Source organism: Bordetella genomosp. 6 (assembly GCF_002119705.1).
In the GTDB taxonomy this organism is placed as follows: domain Bacteria; phylum Pseudomonadota; class Gammaproteobacteria; order Burkholderiales; family Burkholderiaceae_B; genus Bordetella; species Bordetella bronchiseptica_F.
Map to the genome: position 1 here is coordinate 3,128,153 of NZ_CP021107.1, position 21,678 is coordinate 3,149,830.

9 protein-coding genes are annotated in these 21,678 nt (G+C 69.1%); 4 read left to right on the forward strand and 5 right to left on the reverse strand.

Annotation, left to right across the window (positions count from 1 at the left end):
* Positions 1-23 precede the first annotated feature (23 nt).
* Positions 24-12,497, forward strand: coding sequence for a C80 family cysteine peptidase (locus CAL11_RS14695; RefSeq protein ID WP_086093336.1), 12,474 nt, complete (start codon positions 24-26; stop codon positions 12,495-12,497).
* A 22-nt stretch (positions 12,498-12,519) separates the two neighbouring features.
* Here the strand turns inward: CAL11_RS14695 and aroG are convergent, their stop codons facing one another.
* From aroG to CAL11_RS14710, 3 genes are all read right to left on the reverse strand, one after another.
* On the reverse strand, positions 12,520-13,593 hold the full coding sequence (gene aroG, locus CAL11_RS14700; protein WP_033462242.1) for a 3-deoxy-7-phosphoheptulonate synthase AroG: 1,074 nt from the start codon (positions 13,591-13,593) through the stop codon (positions 12,520-12,522).
* 255 nt (positions 13,594-13,848) lie between these two features.
* The gene (tldD, locus tag CAL11_RS14705; protein WP_033462241.1) at positions 13,849-15,309 is read right to left on the reverse strand and encodes a metalloprotease TldD; all 1,461 of its coding nucleotides are present in this window, start codon (positions 15,307-15,309) and stop codon (positions 13,849-13,851) included.
* Between the two features lie 10 nt (positions 15,310-15,319).
* Entirely contained in the window at positions 15,320-16,150 is an 831-nt protein-coding gene (locus CAL11_RS14710) for a carbon-nitrogen hydrolase family protein (RefSeq protein ID WP_033462240.1), read from the reverse strand.
* A gap of 124 nt (positions 16,151-16,274) precedes the next feature.
* On the opposite strand from CAL11_RS14710, the gene CAL11_RS14715 reads away from it, so the two are divergent.
* Positions 16,275-16,646, forward strand: a complete 372-nt coding sequence (locus tag CAL11_RS14715) for an H-NS family nucleoid-associated regulatory protein (RefSeq protein WP_086093337.1) — start codon at positions 16,275-16,277, stop codon at positions 16,644-16,646.
* Between the two features lie 98 nt (positions 16,647-16,744).
* Here the strand turns inward: CAL11_RS14715 and CAL11_RS14720 are convergent, their stop codons facing one another.
* A complete protein-coding gene (locus CAL11_RS14720; RefSeq protein ID WP_033462236.1) occupies positions 16,745-17,383 on the reverse strand; it encodes a DUF4136 domain-containing protein in 639 nt (212 codons plus the stop codon).
* Positions 17,384-17,530: 147 nt separating this feature from the next.
* Between CAL11_RS14720 and pepN the strand changes: the two genes are divergently transcribed.
* Complete coding sequence (gene pepN / locus CAL11_RS14725; protein ID WP_033462235.1) at positions 17,531-20,239, forward strand: aminopeptidase N; 2,709 nt, start codon at positions 17,531-17,533, stop codon at positions 20,237-20,239.
* 9 nt (positions 20,240-20,248) lie between these two features.
* Positions 20,249-21,277 carry a class 1 fructose-bisphosphatase gene (locus CAL11_RS14730; RefSeq protein ID WP_033462233.1) on the forward strand — a complete coding sequence of 343 codons (1,029 nt, stop codon included), beginning with the start codon at positions 20,249-20,251 and terminating at the stop codon, positions 21,275-21,277.
* A gap of 106 nt (positions 21,278-21,383) precedes the next feature.
* On the opposite strand, the gene CAL11_RS14735 is transcribed toward CAL11_RS14730, so the two are convergent.
* On the reverse strand, positions 21,384-21,605 hold the full coding sequence (locus CAL11_RS14735) for a YgdI/YgdR family lipoprotein (protein ID WP_003813070.1): 222 nt from the start codon (positions 21,603-21,605) through the stop codon (positions 21,384-21,386).
* Between the last annotated feature and the right edge of the window lie 73 nt (positions 21,606-21,678).

Sequence of the window (21,678 nt, forward strand, 5' to 3'; positions counted from 1 at the left end):
TTCCGTATTCGCCCGCCGGCCGCATGAACAAGCATTGCTTCAAACTGGTCCATTCCGCAGCCCTCGGCATGCTGGTCCCCGTCCACGAACACCGTACCGGCCGTCCGTTGCGCGGCACGCGGCGGGCAACGGCCGTGGCGCTGGCCATGCTCGTACCGGCCGGCGCGACAGCGGCAGGCGGCATCGCGCCGCAAGGCGCGACGCAGGTCGCCCCGGCCCGCAATGGCGTGCCGGTTATCCAGATTGCCGATCCGGATGCGACGGGTATTTCGCACAATCGCTACACGGAATTCAACATGCAGCGGCCGGGCGTGGTCTTGAACAACAGCACGGCCGAGGGCGTCTCCGCCCTCGCCGGCCGGATCAGCGGCAATCCCGGCCTGCACAGGCCCGCGCGCACCATCCTCAACGAGGTGACCGGCATCTCGCCCAGCACGCTCGAGGGCACCCTGGAGGTATTCGGCCCGGCCGTCGACGTGCTCGTCGCCAACCCCAATGGCCTGACCGCCAATGGCCTGAGCACCATCAATATCCGGGGCCTGATCCTGTCCACCGGCCGCCCGGGCGCCGGCGGCGTACTGGAAGTGGCGCGCGGCAGGCTGGAAATCGGCCCGCGCGGCGTCAATACCGCCGGCCTGTCCTATTTCGACCTGGTCGCCCGCGCCGTGGCGCTGCACGGGCCAATCGGCACCGACGGCGGCGGGCCGCCCGCCGACATCAATGTCGTGGCCGGCGCCAACCGCTACGACCATCGACGCCGGGCCCGCCAGCGGCCGGGCGGCCAGCCCGCCGCCGCGCTCGACGCCGGCGCCGGCTACGCCATCGACGGATCGGCCGCGGGCGCCATGTACGGACGGCACATCACGCTGGTTTCCAGCGACGCCGGCCTGGGCGTACGCCACCGCGGCCTGGTTTCGGCGGCCGGCCATATCGCCATCGACGCGGCGGGCGGCATTTCGGTACAGACACTGGCGGCGCGCACCGCCGCGGATGGCACGGCCGGTTCCACGACGGTTCGTGCCGGCGGCGACGCGCTGATCGGCGGCATCGCCGCGTCCGGCGGCGATATCGAAGTGCGCGCCGCCGCTGGCCGTATCGCGACGCACGGAGCGCTGAGCGCGCCGCATGGCCGCGTGCGGCTGCGGGCCGGCGACGCACTGGCAGTGCACGGCCCGGTGCACGCCGCCCGCATCGCGCTGGCGGCACGGGGCGATGCATCGATCGCCGCCGACCTGCTCGGCACGCGCGATGGCGTCAGCCTGACGGCGCGCAATGCCACGCTGGAGCATGCCCGCGTCATCGCCATGCCGCCCGCGGCGCCAGCGCGGCAATCCACACCCGCCATCGATATCGCCCTGAGCGGCACGCTGACCCTGCGCGGCACGCTCTACGGCGCCGACGGCGGCGGCCGACGCATCGAGGGCACGAGCGTCGCGCTGGCCAACGGCATGCCCGTCATCGTCGACGTGCGGCAGCCGCAGCGCGCCGTTCCGAACGCCTTGCTGGCCTCGGACGCCGGCCTATACGCAGCCGGCCAACCCATATCGATCCGGGCCGGCGGGCTGCGCAACGAAGGCGGCGCCATAGACAGCACCGGCGCGGGACGGGGCCATATCGGCCTGCGTATCGGCGGCCCGGCGCTCAACCTGGGCTACATCGCAACCCACGGCGCGCTGGAGGCGACGGTCGAGGGCACGCTGGAAAACCGGATGCTGCTCAGCGCAGCCGCGCTGCGCGTGGCCGCCCGAGATCTGTCCAACCACGCAGCGATGACGGCCAGCGGTCCGGACACCGGAACGCCCGCGCTCGACCTCTCGGTCGAGCGCCGGGTGGACAACGCCGGCTCGCTGCAAGCCGCTCGTGGCGCGCTGCGCCTGCGCGGCGGCGCCGGACTGTCGATCGTCAACCGGCCGGCCGGCTTCATGCTCGCCCACGGCCAGGACATCGCCGCCGCCCGCCTCGCCAATGCCGGCACGCTGTCGAGCACCGCGGCCGGCACGCTGACGCTGGCGGCCGACCTGGAAAACAGCGGCGTGCTGCAAAGCGCCCACGCCCTGCGCGTGCAGGCGCGGCGCATCGCCTCGCGCGGCCGTCTCGCCACCGCGGCCGACGGCGCCGGCCTGGCGCTGGCCGCCGAGGAAGACCTGACCCTGGCGGGCCACGCCTCCAGCGCCGGCGCGCTGCTGATCCGGGCCGGCGCCACGCTTGCCAACGAGGGCATCGTCACCGCTCGCCGGAGCTTGAGCTGGCGCGCCCGCCACATCGTCAACGACGCTGCCGGCGACGTCGCGGCGCGATCGGTCGACATGCGCGCCGGCCAAGGACTCGACCAGCGCGGCACGATCGGCAGCGTGACGGACCTGGTTCTGAAGGCGGCGCGCATCGACAGCACCGGCGTACTGCGGGCCAATCAGGACATCGACATGCATGCCGACGACGCCATGCGGCTGACGGCCGACGCCCGCACGCTGGCCGGGCGCGACCTTGCCCTGGCCGCCGACCAGCTCGAGCAATCGGGCATGGCGCAAGCGGGACGCACCCTTACGGCCACGGCCGGCGCGCTCGAGAACGGCGGTTTGCTCGACGCGGCCGACGCGCAGCTGCGAACCACGCGCGCCTTCGTCAACCTCGGCCAGATCCAGGCGGATGTGCTGCAGGCGCAAGGAGCGCAAATCCGCAATGCCGGCGTGTTGCGCGCCGGCGCGCTGCTGGCGCTGCAGGCCGCCGGCGAGCTCGAGAATACCGGCGGCATGGCGGCCAGCGGTTCGCTGTCCATCGCGGCGGGCGGCCCCTTCGCCAATTCCGGAACGATGGGCGCGAACGGCGACGCCTCGTTCGCGCTGAGCAGCTTTGCGAACAACGGCAGCATCGGCATCGGCGGCGACCTGGCGCTCAGCCTGCCGGACGTCGACCTGACGCTCGATGCCGATCACCGCCTGCCCGTGTCGCAGGGAACGACGCTGCTGCAGGTCGCCAGCCTGGACAACCGCGCGCGCAGCGAGACGCCGGGCCGGCTGTCCGTCCAGGCGCGCGGCGCGATCCGCAACCAGGATACGCTGGCCGCCGGCCAGGGCCTGTGGCTGGAATCCGCCGCCAACGACATCGAAAACGGCGCCGGCGCGCTGCTGTGGTCCGGCGCGGACCTGCGGCTGCGCGGCGCCCGCATCATCAACCGCGAGGCGGCCATCATCGAAAGCGCCGCCGACATGCTGCTTGACGCCCGCGATGCGATCGACAACGGCCTGGGCGTCATCCGCGCCGGCGGCGACCTGCGGGCCGATGCGCCGCTGCTGCGCAATCCGGCGCGCCTTGGCGGCCATATCGTCCCGGCAGGCTACGCGGCAATAGGCGGGGGCACTTACGACCGCTACCATTCGGCGGCCGTCGCCTGGCACGAACTGTTCGCCAACGGCGTGGCAGGCATACGCGTGCCACGCTACGACGGCAAGGACGTGCGGGTCGCCCAATCCGTGGTGCAGGCCGGCGGCAATCTCTACCTCAACCAGGGCGGGCAGAAAGGCAGACAGGCCCGGGTCTCCAACCAGGGGCGCATCGAGGCAGGCGGGATGGCGCTGGTCGACGGCAACGTCGACAACGCATCGCTGCACCTGAGCCTGTCCGTGGACGAGTACCTGCGCCGGCCGCTGGCCGCCCCCATCGTGCTGCGGGTTACCGACAGCCGTGCGCAGCACGTCGCCCCGGCGCTCTGGAAATTCCATACGCTCTACCAGTTTCTGGACTTCCTGCTGTCGAACGACGAGCCCAGATACATCTGGGGCTACTACCGAACCTGGCCGGAATGGGCATTCCAGACACTGCGCAATCTCGACCTGGGCTATATCGGCGCGCCCGACCCGACGGCGCCGCCGGTGCCCCGCCCGCCCGTACTGGACCCGCGGGCCAAGACGCGCGACACCCCGGCCGGCCAGGCGCTCGTCGCGCAATACCGCAAGGACCTGGCCGAATACGCAACGGCGCTGGAGGCCGCGCAGCGAGCCGAGGCGATACGAACCGCGCGGCAGCGCGTGGACGGCGCGCTGCGCGCCCGCTACGGCGAGAAGCTGGCGCAGCTGGAGACTCGCACCCCCGAGGTGGATGCGGCGGTCGCCGCACTGGCGCAGACGATTTTCGACGCGCGCGCCAAGCCCGCCGCCGAGATCGAAAAACTGATCGCCGCCGCCCTCTGCTCCCCCCGGGCGGGGGCCTGCACAGCCGGCACCACGCGTATCGCGCAACTACTCGACCAGGCCACCCTGCCGCCCAGGCGGCCTGCCGTGGCGCTGTTCGCCCAGGCCATGGCGGCGGTGCTCGGGCCGGACTGGCGCGGCCCGGTCGACCGCCCCACCCTGATGGCGCGCTACGCCGGCTTCAAGCATCGCGTCGCCGCCCAGGGACGCGCATCCGGCGGCGAACTGGCCTTCTATCCGGCGCAACAGACCGTGCTGGCCGGCGGCGCCGGCCTGATGCTGTCGGGCGGGCGCGTCACCAATGGCGAGAACGTCGCCGGCCTGCTGGCCCGGAACATGGCCGTGCACATCGGCGAACAGCGGATCGAGACGCCGCGCGGCTCCATCGACGCGATCCGCCATCCCGACGCCGGGTCCGCGGTGACACTCAAGGACAGCATCCATGCCCTGCTGGAAAACCGGCGCCTGTTCGCGCGCACCGCGCCGGCGCGCGCCACTGCCGGGCCGGGCGGCAACGACATACCGGCCACGCCGCCCGACCTGCCCCAGCCCCTGTACGAAACGCGTCTGGCCTATCTCGACCAAAGCCACTATTACGGTTCCCGGTATTTCTTCGACCTGATCGGCTACCGGCCGGACCGGCCGCTGCGGACCATCGGCGACAATTATTTCGAGACCCGGCTGATCCGCGAACAGATCTCGCGCGCCATGGGCGGCCAAGAGTACCGCAACGCCGTGCGCGGCCTGGCGCTGGTGCGGTCGCTGATGGAGGCGGCGCCGCTGGCGGCCGCCGAGCTGGGGCTGCGCGTGGGCCAGGCGCCGACCGCCGAACAGTTGGCGCGCGCCAGCCGCGACTTCGTCTGGTACGTACGGGAAACGATCGACGGCCAGAAGGTGCTTGCGCCGCGGGTATACCTGACTCGCGCGACGCGGACGGCCGCGAGCGCCACGCGCGAGGCCGGCGGCGCGCTCATGGCGTCGGCGGGCACGGTGTTCGCCGACACCGGCGGCGCGGCGATCGAATCCGGCAATGCGGCATTCCTGGGCAAGGACGTCATCCTGGATGCTTCGGGCGGCGCTGTCCGCCTGACCAACGACAAAGGCATCGCCGGCGGCGCGCGGGCGCTGGGCACGCTGGCCATCCGGGGCGGCGACATCGCGATCCAGGGCGGCCTGCTGGACGCCGCGCAGGCCTATCTCACGGGCGAGCGGGTCAGCCTGGCCGCCAGCGCGCGCTACGATGCACGCGGCCGGCTGGTCTCGCGCCACGACGCGCGCCTGAACGGCCGCGCCGATGCCGCGGGGCTGCTGTACATTGCCGCCAAACGGCTGGACAGCGCCGGCGCTACACTCTCGGGCGACCATGTCCGCCTGGAGGCGGAAAAGGTCCGGCTGGGCGGCCTGCATGACGTCGACAGCAGCTATTCGCAAACCAGCCGGTACGGCCTGGACAAGGCTTTGTGGCTGCTGTCGTCGCAGACCGAAACCGCCACCGCCAGCCACGCACGCTTCCAGGGCACGACGCTGGAGGGCGCGATGTTGAGCGGGCATGCCACGGACGTCGATATCGAGGGCGGCAGCGCCCGCTTCCAGCAGACCGACCTGCAGGTCGCCCACGATTTCAACGCCCGCGCAGCCGCCGACCATGCGTATGCCGAACGCGCAAAGCGAGTGGATCAACTGTTCCTCAGATTGTCCGCCGGCGCCGGCGGCTACGAGGCCGGCATCGACCTGAGCGCGCAAGGCGGTCTGCAAGCGCACGCCGGGCGAGGCCAGACCGCCGGCGCCAATGCCTCGGTCGGGTTCGAATCGACGCGCGAATACGAAGTATCGCGCATGACCCGTTATCGCAATGCCGATCTCAATTTCGGCGCGGGCTTGCTGGCGGTCGGCAACACGGCCGATCTGGGCGGCGCCGACATCAACCGCGACCGCTACGGCCAGGGCACACACGCGGCATCGGGCGCCATCCCCGCAGATTTGCTGCGCATCCGCGCCGCGCGCGTGGCCGCCACCAAGTATCTCAACCTCACCGACAGCCTCACGGCCAGCAGTTACCTGCGCGCCAGCATCGACGGCGCGCTGACCTCGAGCGTGGTGACCGCCGCCACCCGCCTGGGCGACACGCTGGCCGAGGCGCAGCAGGAAAATAGCCAGGTGCACGCCGGCCAGATGGCCCTGCAGATGGCGGGCGAAGCGACACAGCTCGCGACCGCCGACACCGCGGCGCTCAACGTCAGCGCAACGCTCGCGACGGGCTACGCCTACTCGCACAGGAATACCCAGGCCGAAAACACCAACTACTTCGGCGGCAACCTCGACATCCGGGCCACCGAACAGGACATCGACCTGGCCGGAACGAAGTTCAGCGGCGCCGACTGGCTGGCGCTGTCGGCCCGGCGCGACATCAACGCCCGCGCTGCCGCAAGCCGCAACCAGGAGTCGGGCGCACAGCACGATCTCCAGTTGCACCAGACCGTCAACGCCGGCGCGAACGCCATGCAGGCCGCGGCAGGCGTCGGCGTCACCGCGGGCCTGAACGGCTCGCACACGGTGCGCCACGGCGCCGGACAGACTTACGAAGGCTCGGCGCTGCGCGGCACGCAGCTGCACCTGCAGGCGCGCGATCTCAATCTCGACGCATCGATGGCCCAGGCGACCCGCATGGACCTGCATGTCGCGCGCGACCTGAACGCCATCTCGCGGCAGGACGAGCAGCGATTCGGGCAGACCGGCGGTAACTGGGAAGTCTCGTTGGGTGCGGCGATCCAGAACCGGACCCTCGTGGCGCCGGTCGGCACCATCGGGGCGGGCGTGCGCCACGAACACGACTACCAGGCCCTGACGCAGAATGGCCAGGCGGGCCTGCTGGCCTCCCAGGGCCTGCGCGCGACGGTCGGACGAGACGCCCGGCTGCGCGGCGCGCTCATCGCCGATTCGTCCGAGCAGGGCAACATGGACATCGCCGGCCGGATTCACGCCGAGGCCCTGCATGACTATCGCGACAAGGATGGATACGAGGCCGGCGCGAGCATCGGCATATCGTCGACCACCCTCAACCCCGCCCTGTCATTGACGCTGGGCCGCCCGGCCGTCGAGCAATACCGGGCCGTGCGGCAGGCCACCATCGCCGTGGGCGGCGCGCCCGGCGCGCCCCGCTACGCGGCGCAGGCAGGCGTGACGGGAACGCTGAACACCGACCCCGGCCGTGCCGTCATCGTGGCGCGCGACGAGCGCTGGGCCTCCGGCCGCACGGAAATCTCTTTCGAACGCCCCGCGCCCGAACGGCCCTACACGCCGCAGACCGCCCCCGTCCGCCCCCCCGCGGCGCGGCCGTCCGGCAAGCCGCAAGCGCCGTCCGGCCGGCACCCGGACCCCTACGCCAGTCGCGTCATCGTCCAGCTCGACACCGACCCGGCTACCACCGAAGCGGCGCGCGCGCTCTACCACAAGCACCCCGGCAACTCGGACCTGTACGTGCAGCGCGCCGATGGCGTGCTGGCGCCGGCCCGCCCGCTGGCCGCTACGCGCCCGGGACCCGGCAAACTCCAGTTCGTGGGCCATGGCTCCGCCGACAATGCGCGGCCCCGGCTCGGCGGCAACGACAGTACGCAACTGGCGGCGATGGTGGCGCAACTTCAGGAAAGCCGGCCCGGCGCGCCGGTGCGGAAGATCGCCCTGGTCGGCTGCGGCAGCGACTGCGCGTCGCCGGACAGCCTGGCCACGCAACTGCGCAAGACGCTCTCGGCCCCGGCCGCGCCCGGCCCGCAGGTCAAGGGATACGAGGGTCGGGTGAACGTGGACCGCAGCGGGAAAAAGCACCCTGTCCTCAGCGGCGGGCTGGGCGATACGAACCCCGACAATCGCCCCGAAAGCGCGCAGCCCGTGCCGCGCGTGTTTTCCCACGGCCCCATCAATATCGCGCAAAGCGGCCAGGCCCGGCAATTGGTCATCGATGGCCACGGCAGCTGGGTGCGGCCCGACCTCGCCGTCGCGCCCAGCTACAGCGGCACGGTGCGCCTGCCCGCCGGCACACGCATGCATTTCTACTCGGACGACGGACAGATGGTCAGCGCGATTCCGTTGCGCAACATCCCCGACAACCCGGAACGGGCCTGGCGTTCCGAACCCTTTGCCGACCAGATTTCCGCCGAGCGCATACGGCGCGTGGCCAACGCGGCCAAGGTGCCGTTCGACGTGGCGCGCCAAGGGTTCGAAACCTCGACCCGGGTACGGGAAGCCGCCGCGCCGGGCTCCGAGGTCAAGAACTACCTCATCACGCCGATCGACCCGCAGCGCGACGCCGCCCTGGCGTTCCACCAGTCGCGCAGCCAGGCCGACGTGGATCTCGCCTCGGCGGCGCCCGGCAAGGGCGCATTGTTGTCGGACCTGCTGCTTGCCGTCGCGGCCTCCGGATATTCGTACCCCCTGATCCATTACACCTGCTGCCGGGGAGAGTTCCAGCGGCCCGGATCGGATACGCCCAGTCCGCAACTGCCGCCGCACGAATCGCTGATCCGTTCCTGGCTGGCCAGCTCGGCGCCCGTGCACGCCCTGCCCCTGCCGCCCTCGTCGCGCGCAGCGCCGGCGGCCGGCGCCGACCCGTACGCGCTGCGCAGCATCGTGCAGCTCGGCACGGACGCGGCGACAGCGCGAGCGGCTGCCGCATTGCATGGAAAACACCCCGCCAACAGCAACTGGTATGTGCAGACCCGGGATGGCCAGCTCGAATCCGTACGCCAGGCTGGCGCCCCGGCCCCCGGCCCGCACAAGGTCCAATTCGTCGGCCACGGCGACGTCTACCATGGCGTGCCGCTATTGGGCGGCAACGCCGGCGCAACGCTGGCGGAGCTGCTGAACCAGGTGGAACGGAACAGCCCGGCCGGCGCCCGGTTGGACAAGATCGCGCTGGTAGGCTGCGACACCGACTGCACAGGCCGCCCCAGCCTGCGCGAACCCTTCCGGCAGTTGCTGGCCTCCCGCCCCGACGCGCCCGCCCTGACCGTGACGGGCTACACCGGACGCATCGACGTCGACAGCGCGGGGCGCAAGCACCGCGTCGCCACGGGCGGCCTCGGCGATCGGCCGCCCGCCGACGAGCCTGCCTCGCCGCGCCCGCCCGCGCAACCCGCGGCGGCCGGCCCTGGCGCGGCCGTGTCCGCCGCCCCGTCCGCACCCGCGCCGGCGCGGCTGTTCACGCATGGCCCCATCACGCTGTCGCAAAGCGACGGCGCCCGCCAACTGCTCATCCAGGGCCACTCCGGCTGGACCCGTCCGCCGGCCGATACCCCCGGCTCCAGCGATATCCCGGCGGGCTGGCTGCGCCTGCCGCCTGGCACGCGCATGCACTTCTACAGCGTCGATCACCAGCAGACCTCGGCAGTGCCGGCGCGCGCGATTCCACGCAATCCGGAATTGGCCTGGCAAGGCCGGCCCTTCGTCAAGGAATTCCCGGCCTCGGTCATCCGCCAATTCGCCCATGCGCGGCAGGCGCCGTTCGACGTCGCCCGCGCGGCGCTGGTCGAAAGCACGCGCGTGCAGGAAGTGGCGGCCGCCGGCGCGCTGGTCAAGAACTACCGGCTCGCCCCCGCGATCGACCCGCTGGTCATCGGCGTCGAACAATTCCACGCCCAGCGCCGCCAGGCCGACGTCGATCTCGCGGTCGCCAACACGCGCGGCACGCTGTCCGATGTGCTGGCCGCCATCGAAGCGTCCGGCCATCACTATCCGCTACTGCATTTCACCTGCTGCCGCGGCGAGACCGCTGCGCCGGGCGCGGCGCCCGATGCCGTCGCGCCCCCCTTGGCGACCGTGTCGGCGCGCTATCTGCAGCAATGGCGCGAGCGGTCCGGCGTGGCGCGGCCGCGCCCCCCCACGCCCGTCGACGCGGAACCTCCCATGCACGGTCCGGACCGCTATGGCCACCGTACCATCGTCCAGCTGGGCAGCGATGCGTTGACCGAGACGGCCGCGCGCCGCCTGTTCCGCAAGCATGCCGGCAATGCCAGCTGGTACAGCCAGGACGCCGATGGCCAACTGGCGCAAGTGCAGGCTGCCGCCGCGCCCGCAACCGGCCCCCAGAAGATCCAGTTCGTCGGCCATGGCAGCGTACTGGAAGGCATGCCGCTGCTGGGCGGCAACAATGCCGCGCACCTGGCGCGAATGCTGCCGGCCATCCGGCAGGGGCTGCCCGCCGCGGCCCGGGTGGAGAAAATCACCCTGGTCGGCTGCAACACCGGTTGCGCGTCGCGCGCCAGCCTGCGCAACCTGCTGAACCATTACCTGATCACCACGGGCGGGCTCAGGACGGAGATCAAGGGCTACGCCGGCCGGGTGGACGTCGACTCCGCCGGCCGCAAGCATGGCGTGGAACAGGGCGGCCTGGGCGACACGCCTCCGGCCGACGCCGCGCCCGCGCCGCGCGTATTCCGAGACGGCAACGTCACCCTGTCGCAAAGCGGCGAAGCGCGGCAATTGGCGATCGTCGGACACGGGTTCTGGCCCCGCCCCGGGCCCGCTGCCCAGCCTGGCGACGCATCCCCGGCAGGCTGGGTACGCCTGCCCGCGAACACGTCCATGTATTTCTACTCGCGGGAAAACCAGTTGATCGGCGGCCTGCCCGCTCAGGCCGCGCTGCGCGCGCCCATGCTGGCCGCACGGGGCCAGGGCGCCGCGGAGTTGTTCTCGCGTGCCGTGATCCGCGGTTTCGCGCACCAGCATCAGCTTCCCTTCGACGTCGCCCGCCACGCCCTGGTCGGCGCGACCCGGCCCCAGGATATCGGCGCACCCGGCACGCTGATCAAGGACTACGTGGTCAGCCCCGCGCCCGAGACCGGACTCGGCGCCATCGACGACTTCCATGCCGCCCGCCAGCAGCCGGACATGGATCTCGCGCAGGCCGCGCCGGGCTCCGAAATCAGGCTATCTGAAATATTGCAGGCCGTAGCCCGGTCCGGCGTCCGGTACGACCTCATGCACTATGCGTGCTGCCGTGGGGAACTCCCGGCTACCGATACCCCGATGCAACAGCTTGCCGCGCCAGTACCGGCGCCGGACAAGCTGGTCATGCAGCGATGGCATTCCGGCGCCGGCATGGCACGCCCGGCCTCGCCGCGAGCGCAGGCGCCGTACGGCCCCGACCGCTATGCCCAGCGCGTCATAGTGCAGCTGGGCTCCGACACCGTCACCGAATCCGCTGCGCGCAGGCTGTTTCGCAAGCACGCAGCGACTACGCTCTGGTACGGCCAGACCCGGGAAGGCACCCTGATGTTGAAACAGGGAGACGACACGCCGGCGTCCGGCCCGCTGAAGATCCAGTTCGTGGGCCACGGCGCCCCGCGCTACAACATGCCGTTGCTGGGCGGCAATACGCCCGCAGAACTGGCGCATATGGCCAGCACGATCCAGCATGCCGGACCGCCCTCGCGGCTGGAAAAAGTGACGCTGGTCGGCTGCCAGACCGATTGCGTCGCGCGCCCCAGCCTGCGCAAGCTGTTCGGCAATGCCTTGGCCACCGGATACGGCCTGGCGCCGACGGTCACGGGCTACGCCGGCAGGGTCGACGTGGATACGGCGGGCCGCAAGCACATCGTGAAGCACGGCGGACTGAACGAGCCGCGGCCGCAAGCGGGAGCATCAGCGGCGGCGCCGAACCGGATCGTGCTACCGGTGGCACACGGCGTCGCGTTGTCGCAAAGCGGCCAGGCGCGCCAATTGGTGGTATTGGCGCATGGCGGCTGGAAGGACAGAACGACGTCGCGGTATCTCAGGCGCGTCCGGGGCGACGGCTATGCCGAGCTGCCGGCGAACATGCGCATCGACTACTACACCGAAAACGCCATGCCGACCAAGGGATTCCCGGTGTACCAGGAAGTCGCCGCGCGCGCGCACGACGCCTACACTGGGCTGCAACCGGCCCTGGCCATATCGCCGACGGATCTCGAAGCGCTGGCGCGCCTGCGCAATACGAGCCCGCAGGCCTTGACCGATGCCATGCTCGCCAGCGCCGTCGGCTGGCGAGCATCCATCGCCGGGGCAGCCACGATGAAGAACTACGCCTTGTATTACCACCAGCAGTTCGCCCTAGACTTCCTGCGTCGGCACAACGCCGACGGCAGCAGCGCGGATGTGGACCTGGCCGTCATCACCGAGCCGGCAGGCAAGCGCCATCTGTCGGATGTGCTGAAGGCGGCGGGAGAAAGCGGCGTGCGCTACGACGTAGTGCACTTCGGCCCGTGCCGGGTGGGCCGCTGCCGCAACGCCGCGGCCGAGATGGGCGGCGCGGGCGCCGCCTCGCACGTACCGCCGTGACCGGGATCGTAGCGCCGCGCCCCTACTTGCCGGCGCTCAGCGCCGTGCGCCGACGCTCCCGCACCGACTGCGCCAGGCGCTCCAGCACCTGCACCGACGCGTCCCAGTCGATGCAGCCGTCGGTGATGCTCTGCCCGTAGGTCAGGGCCTGGCCGGGCACCATGTCCTGGCGGCCGCCCAGCAGGTGGCTTTCTATCATCAGGCCCACGATGCGGGCGTCGCCCTGCTCGATCTGGCGCGCCACATCGTCGACCACCAGCGGCTGATTCTCGGGTTTCTTGCTGCTGTTGGCATGGCTGGCGTCGATCATGATGCGCTGGGCCAGGCCCGCCTTGGCCATGTCCTGGCAGGCCGCTTCGATGCTGGCGGCATCGTAGTTGGGCGCCTTGCCGCCGCGCAGGATGACGTGGCAATCCTCGTTGCCCGCGGTCGACACGATGGCCGAATGCCCGCCCTTGGTCACCGAGAGGAAATGGTGCGGCTGCGAAGCGGCCTTGATGGCGTCGACGGCGATCTTCACATTGCCGTCGGTGCCGTTCTTGAAGCCGACCGGACACGACAGGCCGGAAGCCAGCTCGCGGTGAACCTGGCTTTCGGTCGTCCGCGCCCCGATCGCACCCCACGACACCAGGTCGGCGATGTATTGCGGGGTGATCATGTCGAGGAACTCGCAGCCCGCCGGCAGGCCGCGGCTGTTGATGTCCAGCAGCAGTTCGCGCGCCACGCGCACGCCCTTGTTGATATCGAAGCTGCCGTCCAGGTCGGGGTCGTTGATCAGGCCCTTCCAGCCTACGGTGGTGCGCGGCTTTTCGAAGTAGACGCGCATCACCACCTCGAGGTCGGCGGCCAGGCGGTCGCGCACCGGCTTGAGACGGTCCGCGTACTCGAGCGCCGCCTTGGTATCGTGGATCGAACATGGGCCGATCACGACGATCAGGCGGTCATCCATGCCATGCAGGATGCGATGCATGCCCTGGCGGGCGGCGTAGACGGTTTCAGAAACATCCTTCGAGCACGGAAACTCGCGCATCACATGCGCGGGAGGATTCAGCTCTTTGATTTCACGGATACGAAGGTCATCGGTATTGTGCGACACGGCACGGCTCCTGGGGTTGCCCGCCAGACTGACGGCAAGAAAAAAGCCGCCAGCTATGCTGGCGGCTTTTTCGGGGATTCTTTACCAAACTTCAGTTAACACGCGTCCCTTCCTCCGCCAGCGGCTTCAGAAACCAAAAATAAAAGTAAAAAGCGGGGGACGCAAATTTCATAGCGGTAGACTCTAGCACAAAAAAAACCGCGCGTCACCACGCGGTCTTTCCACGCCGGGACGGCGATACGTCCCTGGCAGCCTTCAGGCGGTGCCGCCCACGGTCAAGCCTTCCATGCGCAGGGTCGGCATGCCGACCCCTACCGGCACGCTCTGGCCATCCTTGCCGCAGGTGCCGACACCCGAATCCAGGCGCATGTCGTTGCCGATCAGGCTGACCCGATTCATGGCGTCCGGTCCGTTGCCGATCAGGGTGGCGCCCTTGACCGGATAGGTGACCTTGCCGTTTTCGATCATGTACGCCTCGGAAGCCGAGAACACGAACTTGCCATTGGTGATGTCGACCTGGCCGCCGCCGAAGTTCACCGCATACAGGCCGCGCTTGACCGAAGCGATGATTTCCTCGGGCGGCGTGGCGCCGCCCAGCATGTAGGTGTTGGTCATGCGCGGCATCGGCAGGTGCGCGAACGACTCGCGCCGGCCGTTGCCCGTCGCGGCGGTCTTCATCAGCCGGGCATTGAGGGTGTCCTGCATGTACCCGCGCAGGATGCCGTCTTCGATCAGCACATTGCGCTGGGTGGCGTTGCCTTCGTCGTCGATGTTCAGCGATCCGCGCCGGTCGGGCAAGGTGCCGTCATCGATCACGGTCACGCCGGGCGAGGCCACGCGCTCGCCGATGCGGCCGGAAAACACGCTGGAGCCCTTGCGGTTGAAATCGCCCTCCAGGCCGTGGCCGACCGCCTCGTGCAACAGGATGCCGGGCCAGCCCGAGCCGAGCACCACGGTCATCTCGCCCGCCGGCGCCGGACGCGCCTCCAGGTTGACCAGCGCCTCGTGCACCGCGCGCTCGACGTAGTCGCGCAGGATGTCGTCGGTGAAATAGGCCAGCCCGGTGCGGCCGCCGCCGCCCGCGTGCCCCATTTCGCGACGGCCGTTGCGCTCGGCGATCACCGTGAGCGACAGGCGCACCAGGGGCCGCACGTCGGCGGCCAGGCGGCCGTCGCTGCCGGCCACCAGCACCACGTCGTACTCGGCGCCCAGCCCCGCCATCACCTGGATCACGTGCGGGTCGCGCGCGCGCGCCATGCGCTCGATGCGCTCGAGCAGCGCAACCTTGTCGGCCGCCGTCAAGGTGACCAGCGGATCGATGTCGGCATAAAGGCTGCGGCCGTCGACCGGCGGTACTTGCGCCGCCACCTTGACCTTGCCCGCGCCCTGCCGGGCAATGCCGCGCACCGTGCGCGCCGACGACAGCAGCGCGTCGGCCGACAGGCTATCGGAATAGGCAAAAGCGGTTTTCTCGCCGCTTACGGCGCGCACGCCCACGCCCTGGCCGATGGAGAAGCTGCCCGTCTTGACGATGCCCTCTTCCAGACTCCAGCCTTCGCTGCGGGTGTACTGGAAATACAGATCGGCATAATCGACCTTGTGCGTGAATATCTCGCCCAGGGCGCGCGCCAGATCCGCTTCGCTCAACCCCCAGGGGTCGAGCAGCAGATTCTTGGCGGTGGCCAGGGCGGAAATGGCGGGATCTATCAATTTCATGGAATTCCGTCTAGAGAACGCGATGACGCAGGGCGGGCAGGCTGGCGCGTACCTCGGCCAGGCGCGCAGCCTCTATGGTACCGCCGATGACGCCCGGCCCCTCGGGCAAAACGTCCAGGACCTGGCCCCAGGGATCGATCAGCATGGAATGGCCCCAGGTGCGCCGCCCCGTTGGATGCCGCCCGCCTTGCGCCGGCGCCAGCACGTAACACTGGTTCTCGACGGCGCGCGCGCGCAGCAACAGTTCCCAGTGGGCCTGGCCCGTGGTGTAGGTGAAGGCGGCCGGCACCAGTATCAGGTCGACCGTCCCCATGGCCCGGTACAGCTCGGGAAACCGCAGGTCGTAGCACACCGACAATCCGACCCGTCCGCACGGGCCATCGAATACCCGCACCTGTTCGCCGGGCCGGATGGCAATCGCCTCGTCATACGATTCGGCGCCGCGCTGGAAATTGAATAAATGGATTTTGTCGTAGCGCGCCGCCGGCTCGCCGTCGGGACCGTATACAAAAGTTGTATTGAATACGCGCCGCGGGTCCGGACTGGTTAATGGCAGCGTGCCGCCTGCCACCCATATTCCATATTGGGATGAAATATTTGAAAGAAAGCTCTGAATTTTGCCATAACCGCTCTCTTCCTTGATGGCAAGTTTGTCCGTATCTGTATACCCCATAAAACAGAAATACTCGGGCAATGCAACCAGCCGCGCGCCATCCCGCGCGGCTTTCCCTATCAATTCAGCAGCTTGCGCGAGATTTTCATCCACGTCAGGCCCCGTGACCATCTGTATGGCCGCCACGCGGCATGCGGGGGTTGCGTCGGTTCGAGTGTCGCCTGTCATATGAAACAAAAATTTCCTGAGTTGGAAGCACACCGTGCCGGGCAATTTCTGTATTATTGAAAAACAACAATCATATATACCCTTCAGCCGGCGACCGAGTCATTTGAAATAATTAGGAATAACCATGCCCCGTGAAAACTATGCTGTACTGCAGGCCAAGATAGAGAAAGAAATCACCAAACTCAAGCGCAAGGCGGAAGCCCTGCATACGCGGCGCCGCAAGCCCGTGATCGCGTCGATCGTCAAGTCGATGCGTGAATACAATATCACTCCCGAGGAAATCGCTGCCGCCTTCGGTTCGGCCAAGTCGGTGCGCGCGCCCAGCGCCCCGGCACGCCGCAAGGCTGGCGCTCCGGTCGCCAAGCGCGCGGTAGCGCCCAAGTACCGCCACCCGCAGACCGGCGAAACCTGGAGCGGCCGCGGCAAGGCGCCGCGCTGGCTGGCTGCCGAAGAGGCCGCCGGCGCCAATCGCGACACCTTCCTCATCCGCGACTGAACGGCCCGTTCGTCCCGGAATGCCGGCGCGCCCCAGGGCGCGCCTTTTTTATCACGCCGCCGGCATCGCCACGGCCATGCGCCGCGACAGCGCATTCGCTAGCGGGCCAGCGGATATTCGATCTCGCGTTCCGAGCCATTATTGCCCGGGAAATTGTCGAATATTGCCTGCACCAGATAGGGCATGGCGCCCAGCAGGTCGTCGCGCCCGCTGGTAATGTATGCGGTCGATCGATAGACTTCCGCGCCACCGCGCGCGGTATCGCGGATTTCCAGGCTCAGGCTGTTGCGATAGGCAACCGTGGGCACGTCCACCCATTCCGGCCCCCAGTATCCAACGCCGCCGCCCCACCAGCGCGGTCCGTAATATCCGCCATAACCGCCATAGAAATAGGGATCATAGGCCCGCCGCACCATAACCTGGGTCTGGGCGGAGCCATAACGGAACGACACCGTAAATCGGGCGTTGCGGCCCTCGCGCGCCTCGACCAGGCCGGTGGCGCCGATACCGGCGCGCACCATGTCCTGATAGGACTGATATTCCAGATTGTTGCGCTGCCCGGTTTCAGGCGCGAACTGGTAGGTCTGTCCGGCAACGCCGTCCGGCCATTGCTGGAACGAGGTGACGCGTGCCGACACGCTGGGCGCGGCGCAACCGGCCACCAGCGCGGCGCCCGCCAGCAGGGCCGCCAGCCCGGCCAGCCGCGCCAGGCGCGAATAGGCGTGAATACTGAACATGACTGCGGCCCTCCAGGCCGGACGCAAACCGGATATTCCTTCGACCGCCGCGCCCGGCGAAGGTTTCATTTGGGTACCTGAGCAATGCGGGGGCATGCGGCGCTGCATCTACAATACCCGCATTGTCCATCATCTGTTTCGTAGGCCATGCGCACAGACACGCCCGTCACCGTATACCGCAAGGATTATCAGCCCTATCCGTATACCATCGCCGACGTGGCGCTGGAATTCGACCTGGATCCCGCCTCGACCACCGTGCGCTGCCTCATGCAGGTGGCGCGCAAGGCCGATGCCCCGGACGATGCGCCGCTGGTACTCGACGGCGAAGCGCTCGAGCTGGTTTCCATCCGCGTCGACGGCCGCGACTGGGCGCGTGACGGCTATGTGCTGGAGGATGCCGCCCTGACATTGCGCGGCCTGCCGCCCAGCGCGGCGGTCGAGATCGTCAGCCGCTGCAAGCCCGCCGCCAATTCGACCCTGATGGGGCTGTATGTCTCCGGCGGCAACTTCTTCACCCAGTGCGAGGCCGAGGGCTTTCGCCGCATTGCCTGGTTCGCCGACCGGCCCGACGTGATGTCGCGTTATCGCGTGACGCTGCGCGCGGCGCCCGACTATCCGGTGCTGCTGTCCAACGGCAATCTGCTGGCCACCGCCACCCTGCCCGATGGCCGCCTGCAGGCGGAATGGGAAGATCCGTTTCCCAAGCCCAGCTACCTGTTCGCGCTGGTGGCCGGCCGCCTGACGCATCGCGAGGAGCGCGTGCGCACCCAATCGGGCCGCGATGTGCTGCTGCAGGTCTACAGCGACCCTGGCTCGGAAGACCGCACCGAATGGGCGCTGGAATCGTTGCGCCACGCCCTGCGCTGGGACGAGTCGCGCTTCGGCCTGGAACTGGACCTGGACCGCTTCATGGTGGTCGCGGTGCGCGACTTCAACATGGGCGCGATGGAAAACAAGGGCCTGAACATCTTCAACGCGGCCTATGTGCTGGCCGATCCGGCCACCGCCACCGACGCCAACTACGAAGGCATCGAATCCGTCATCGGCCACGAATACTTCCACAACTGGACCGGCAACCGGGTCACCTGCCGCGACTGGTTCCAGCTGAGCCTCAAGGAAGGCCTGACGGTATTCCGCGACCAGGAGTTCAGCGCCGACATGATGGCGCGCGGCCTGGACGAACAGGCCGCCGCGAGCGCGCGCGCGGTCAAGCGCATCGACGATGTCGTCACGCTGCGCGCGGCCCAGTTCCCCGAGGACGCCGGACCGATGGCCCACCCCATCCGTCCCGACAGCTACCAGGAGATCGGCAATTTCTATACCGCCACCGTGTACGAGAAAGGCGCCGAGGTGATCCGCATGCAGCACACCCTGCTGGGCGAGTCGGGGTTCCGCGCCGGCATGGATGAATACTTCCGGCGCCACGATGGACAGGCCGTGACCTGCGACGACTTCGTCGCCGCCATGGAATCGGTCTACGCCGCGCGCAATCCGGGCCGCGACCTGTCGGTATTTCGCCGCTGGTACAGTCAGGCGGGCACGCCGCGCGTCAGCGTCAAGCTGGACCACGACGCGCAAAGCGGCCGCTGCACCGTCACGCTGACCCAGCGCTGCGCCCCGGTCGGGGTGGAAAAGCGCGCCGGACGCGACTTCGCCAAACAGGCGTTCCACATTCCTTTCGCCATCGGCCTGCTCGACGCGCAAGGCCGCGCGCTGCCGCTGCACCTGGACGGCCAGCCGGCGCGCGACACCGTGCTGCTCGAACTGACCGAGGAGCGCGCCAGCTGGACGTTCGAGCAGGTGCCGGCCATGCCGGTGCCGTCGCTGCTGCGCGGCTTCTCGGCGCCGGTCATCGTCGAATACGACTGGAGCGACACCGAACTGGCCCTGCTGTCGGCGCACGACACGGATCCGTTCGCCCGCTGGGAGGCAGGACAGGAACTGGCCACGCGCGAGATCCTGGCGCTGACGGCCAGCCACCAGGCCGGCCAGCCGCTGGCCGTGCGCCCGGCCTTCATCGCGGCCTGGCGCGCCCTGCTGACCGATCCGACGCTGGATGCGGCCTATCGGGCCCGCGCCCTGGCGCTGCCCTCGGAAAAAACCCTGGCCGAGCGCATGGAGCAGATCGACCCGCCCGCCCTGGCCGTGGCGCGCGACTTCCTGCGCGCCGAGTTGGGCCGCCAGCTGGCCGGACCCTGGCGCGCGGCGTTCGACGCCAACCAGACGCCAGGCGCCTACAGCCCGGCGGCTGGCCCGGCCGGCCGGCGCGCGCTGAAGAACCAGGCGCTGAACCACCTGATGGCCGCCGAAAGCGCGGATGCGCAGGCCCTGGCGCAGGCCCAGTACGGCCAGGCCGACAACATGACCGACAGCATGGCGGCCCTGTCGGCGCTGGTGAACTTCGGCGCCCCGGCCAGCGCCGCCGCCGCGCTGGCGGCGTTCTACGAACGTTGGCGCGACGACCCGCTGGTGGTCGACAAATGGTTCACGCTGCAGGCCACCGCGCGCTCGACCGACATCGACACGGTGCGCGCCCTCATGGCGCACCCGGCCTTTACGCTGCGCAATCCCAACCGCGCCCGTGCGCTGGTGTTCCAGTTCTGCCTGAACAACGCCCGCGGCATGCATCGCGCCGATGGCCGCGGCTATGACTTCTGGGCCGAGCAGGTGCTCGCCCTGGACGCGCTCAACCCGGAGATCGCCGCCCGCCTGGCGCGCGGCCTGGACAACTGGGCGCGCTTTGCCGAACCGCTGCGCGGCGCCATGCAGGCCGCGCTGACGCATGTGCGCGGACATGCCGGGCTGTCGCGCAACGTGCAGGAAATCGTATCGAAAGCCTTGGATCTGGCTGCTTAGGAGCTACTCTTGAAACGTAAAACCCTTACCCAATATCTGGTCGAGCAGCAGCGCTCGGCCCAGGCGCTCGGCCCGGAAGTGCGCCTGCTGATCGAAGTGGTGGCGCGCGCCTGCAAGGCCATCAGCCACGCTGTCAGCAAGGGCGCGCTGGGCGGCGTGCTCGGCAGCCTGGAAAGCGAGAACGTGCAGGGCGAAGTGCAGAAGAAGCTGGACGTGCTGTCCAACGAAATCCTGCTCGAAGCCAACGAGTGGGGCGGCCACCTGGCTGCGATGGCGTCCGAGGAAATGGAAACCATCCATCTGATCCCCAACCGCTATCCCAAGGGCGAATACCTGCTGCTGTTCGATCCGCTGGATGGCTCGTCCAACATCGACGTCAACGTGTCGATCGGCACCATTTTCTCGGTGCTGCGCGCGCCGCACCGGGTGGCTGGCGCCGACGAAGTCTGCGAGCAGGATTTCCTGCAGCCGGGCAGCCAGCAGGTGGCGGCCGGCTACGCCGTCTACGGCCCGCAGACCATGCTGGTGCTGACCATCGGCAACGGTGTGGTGGGGTTCACGCTGGACCGCGAGATGGGCTCGTGGGTGTTGACGCACGAATCGATGCGCATCCCCGAGGACACCAAGGAATTCGCCATCAACATGTCCAACATGCGGCACTGGGCCCCGCCGGTCAAGCGCTACATCGATGAATGCCTGGCCGGCAAGACCGGCCCGCTGGGCAAGGACTACAACATGCGCTGGATCGCCTCCATGGTGGCCGACGTGCATCGCATCCTGACCCGCGGCGGCATTTTCATGTACCCCTGGGATGCCCGCGAGCCGGGCAAGGCGGGCAAGCTGCGCCTGATGTACGAAGCCAACCCCATGGGCATGATCGTCGAGCAGGCGGGCGGCGCGGCCATCGACGGCAAGGGGCGCATCCTGGATATCCAGCCCGACAAGCTGCACCAGCGCGTGTCCGTGATCCTGGGCTCGAAGAACGAGGTGGAGCGCGTGGGCCGCTACCACGCCGAAGCCGAAGCCAGCTCCAGCTAGGCCCGCCAGCATGAGAAAAGCCCGCCGGCATCGCGCCGGCGGGCTTTTTTCGCGGTCCGGCAGCGGCGGGAACGCGCCTGGCCGAGCCTGGACCGCGGACCCTCGCCTACTTGACCTCCTCGATCGTCTTCACGTCGTCCTTGTTCATCTGGACCTTGTGGCCGTCCTTCTCGTACTCGTAGAAGCCGGTGTCCTCGTTGTACTTCGGCTCGTCGGGCGTCACGACCTGACTGCCATCGCGCTGCTGCACCACCGAGGGCGACGAGCATCCCGCCAACACGCCAAGGCCGGTTACGGCAAAAGCCAGCGTCATGGTTTTCAGGGTCATGGGCAATCTCCAAAGTGACAATGTCGTTTCACTGTAGTGCGCCCGCCGGCCCCGCGCGGTGACCGGATGTGGT

Bases quoted from the DNA above. Each gene is read 5' to 3' on its own strand.
- CAL11_RS14715 (WP_086093337.1), top strand. From the start codon at position 16,275: ATGCCCCGTGAAAACTATGCTGTACTGCAGGCCAAGATAGAGAAAGAA.
- CAL11_RS14710 (WP_033462240.1), bottom strand. From the start codon at position 16,150: ATGACAGGCGACACTCGAACCGACGCAACCCCCGCATGCCGCGTGGCG.
- tldD (WP_033462241.1), bottom strand. From the start codon at position 15,309: ATGAAATTGATAGATCCCGCCATTTCCGCCCTGGCCACCGCCAAGAAT.
- CAL11_RS14735 (WP_003813070.1), bottom strand. From the start codon at position 21,605: ATGACCCTGAAAACCATGACGCTGGCTTTTGCCGTAACCGGCCTTGGC.
- CAL11_RS14720 (WP_033462236.1), bottom strand. From the start codon at position 17,383: ATGTTCAGTATTCACGCCTATTCGCGCCTGGCGCGGCTGGCCGGGCTG.
- CAL11_RS14695 (WP_086093336.1), top strand. From the start codon at position 24: ATGAACAAGCATTGCTTCAAACTGGTCCATTCCGCAGCCCTCGGCATG.
- pepN (WP_033462235.1), top strand. From the start codon at position 17,531: ATGCGCACAGACACGCCCGTCACCGTATACCGCAAGGATTATCAGCCC.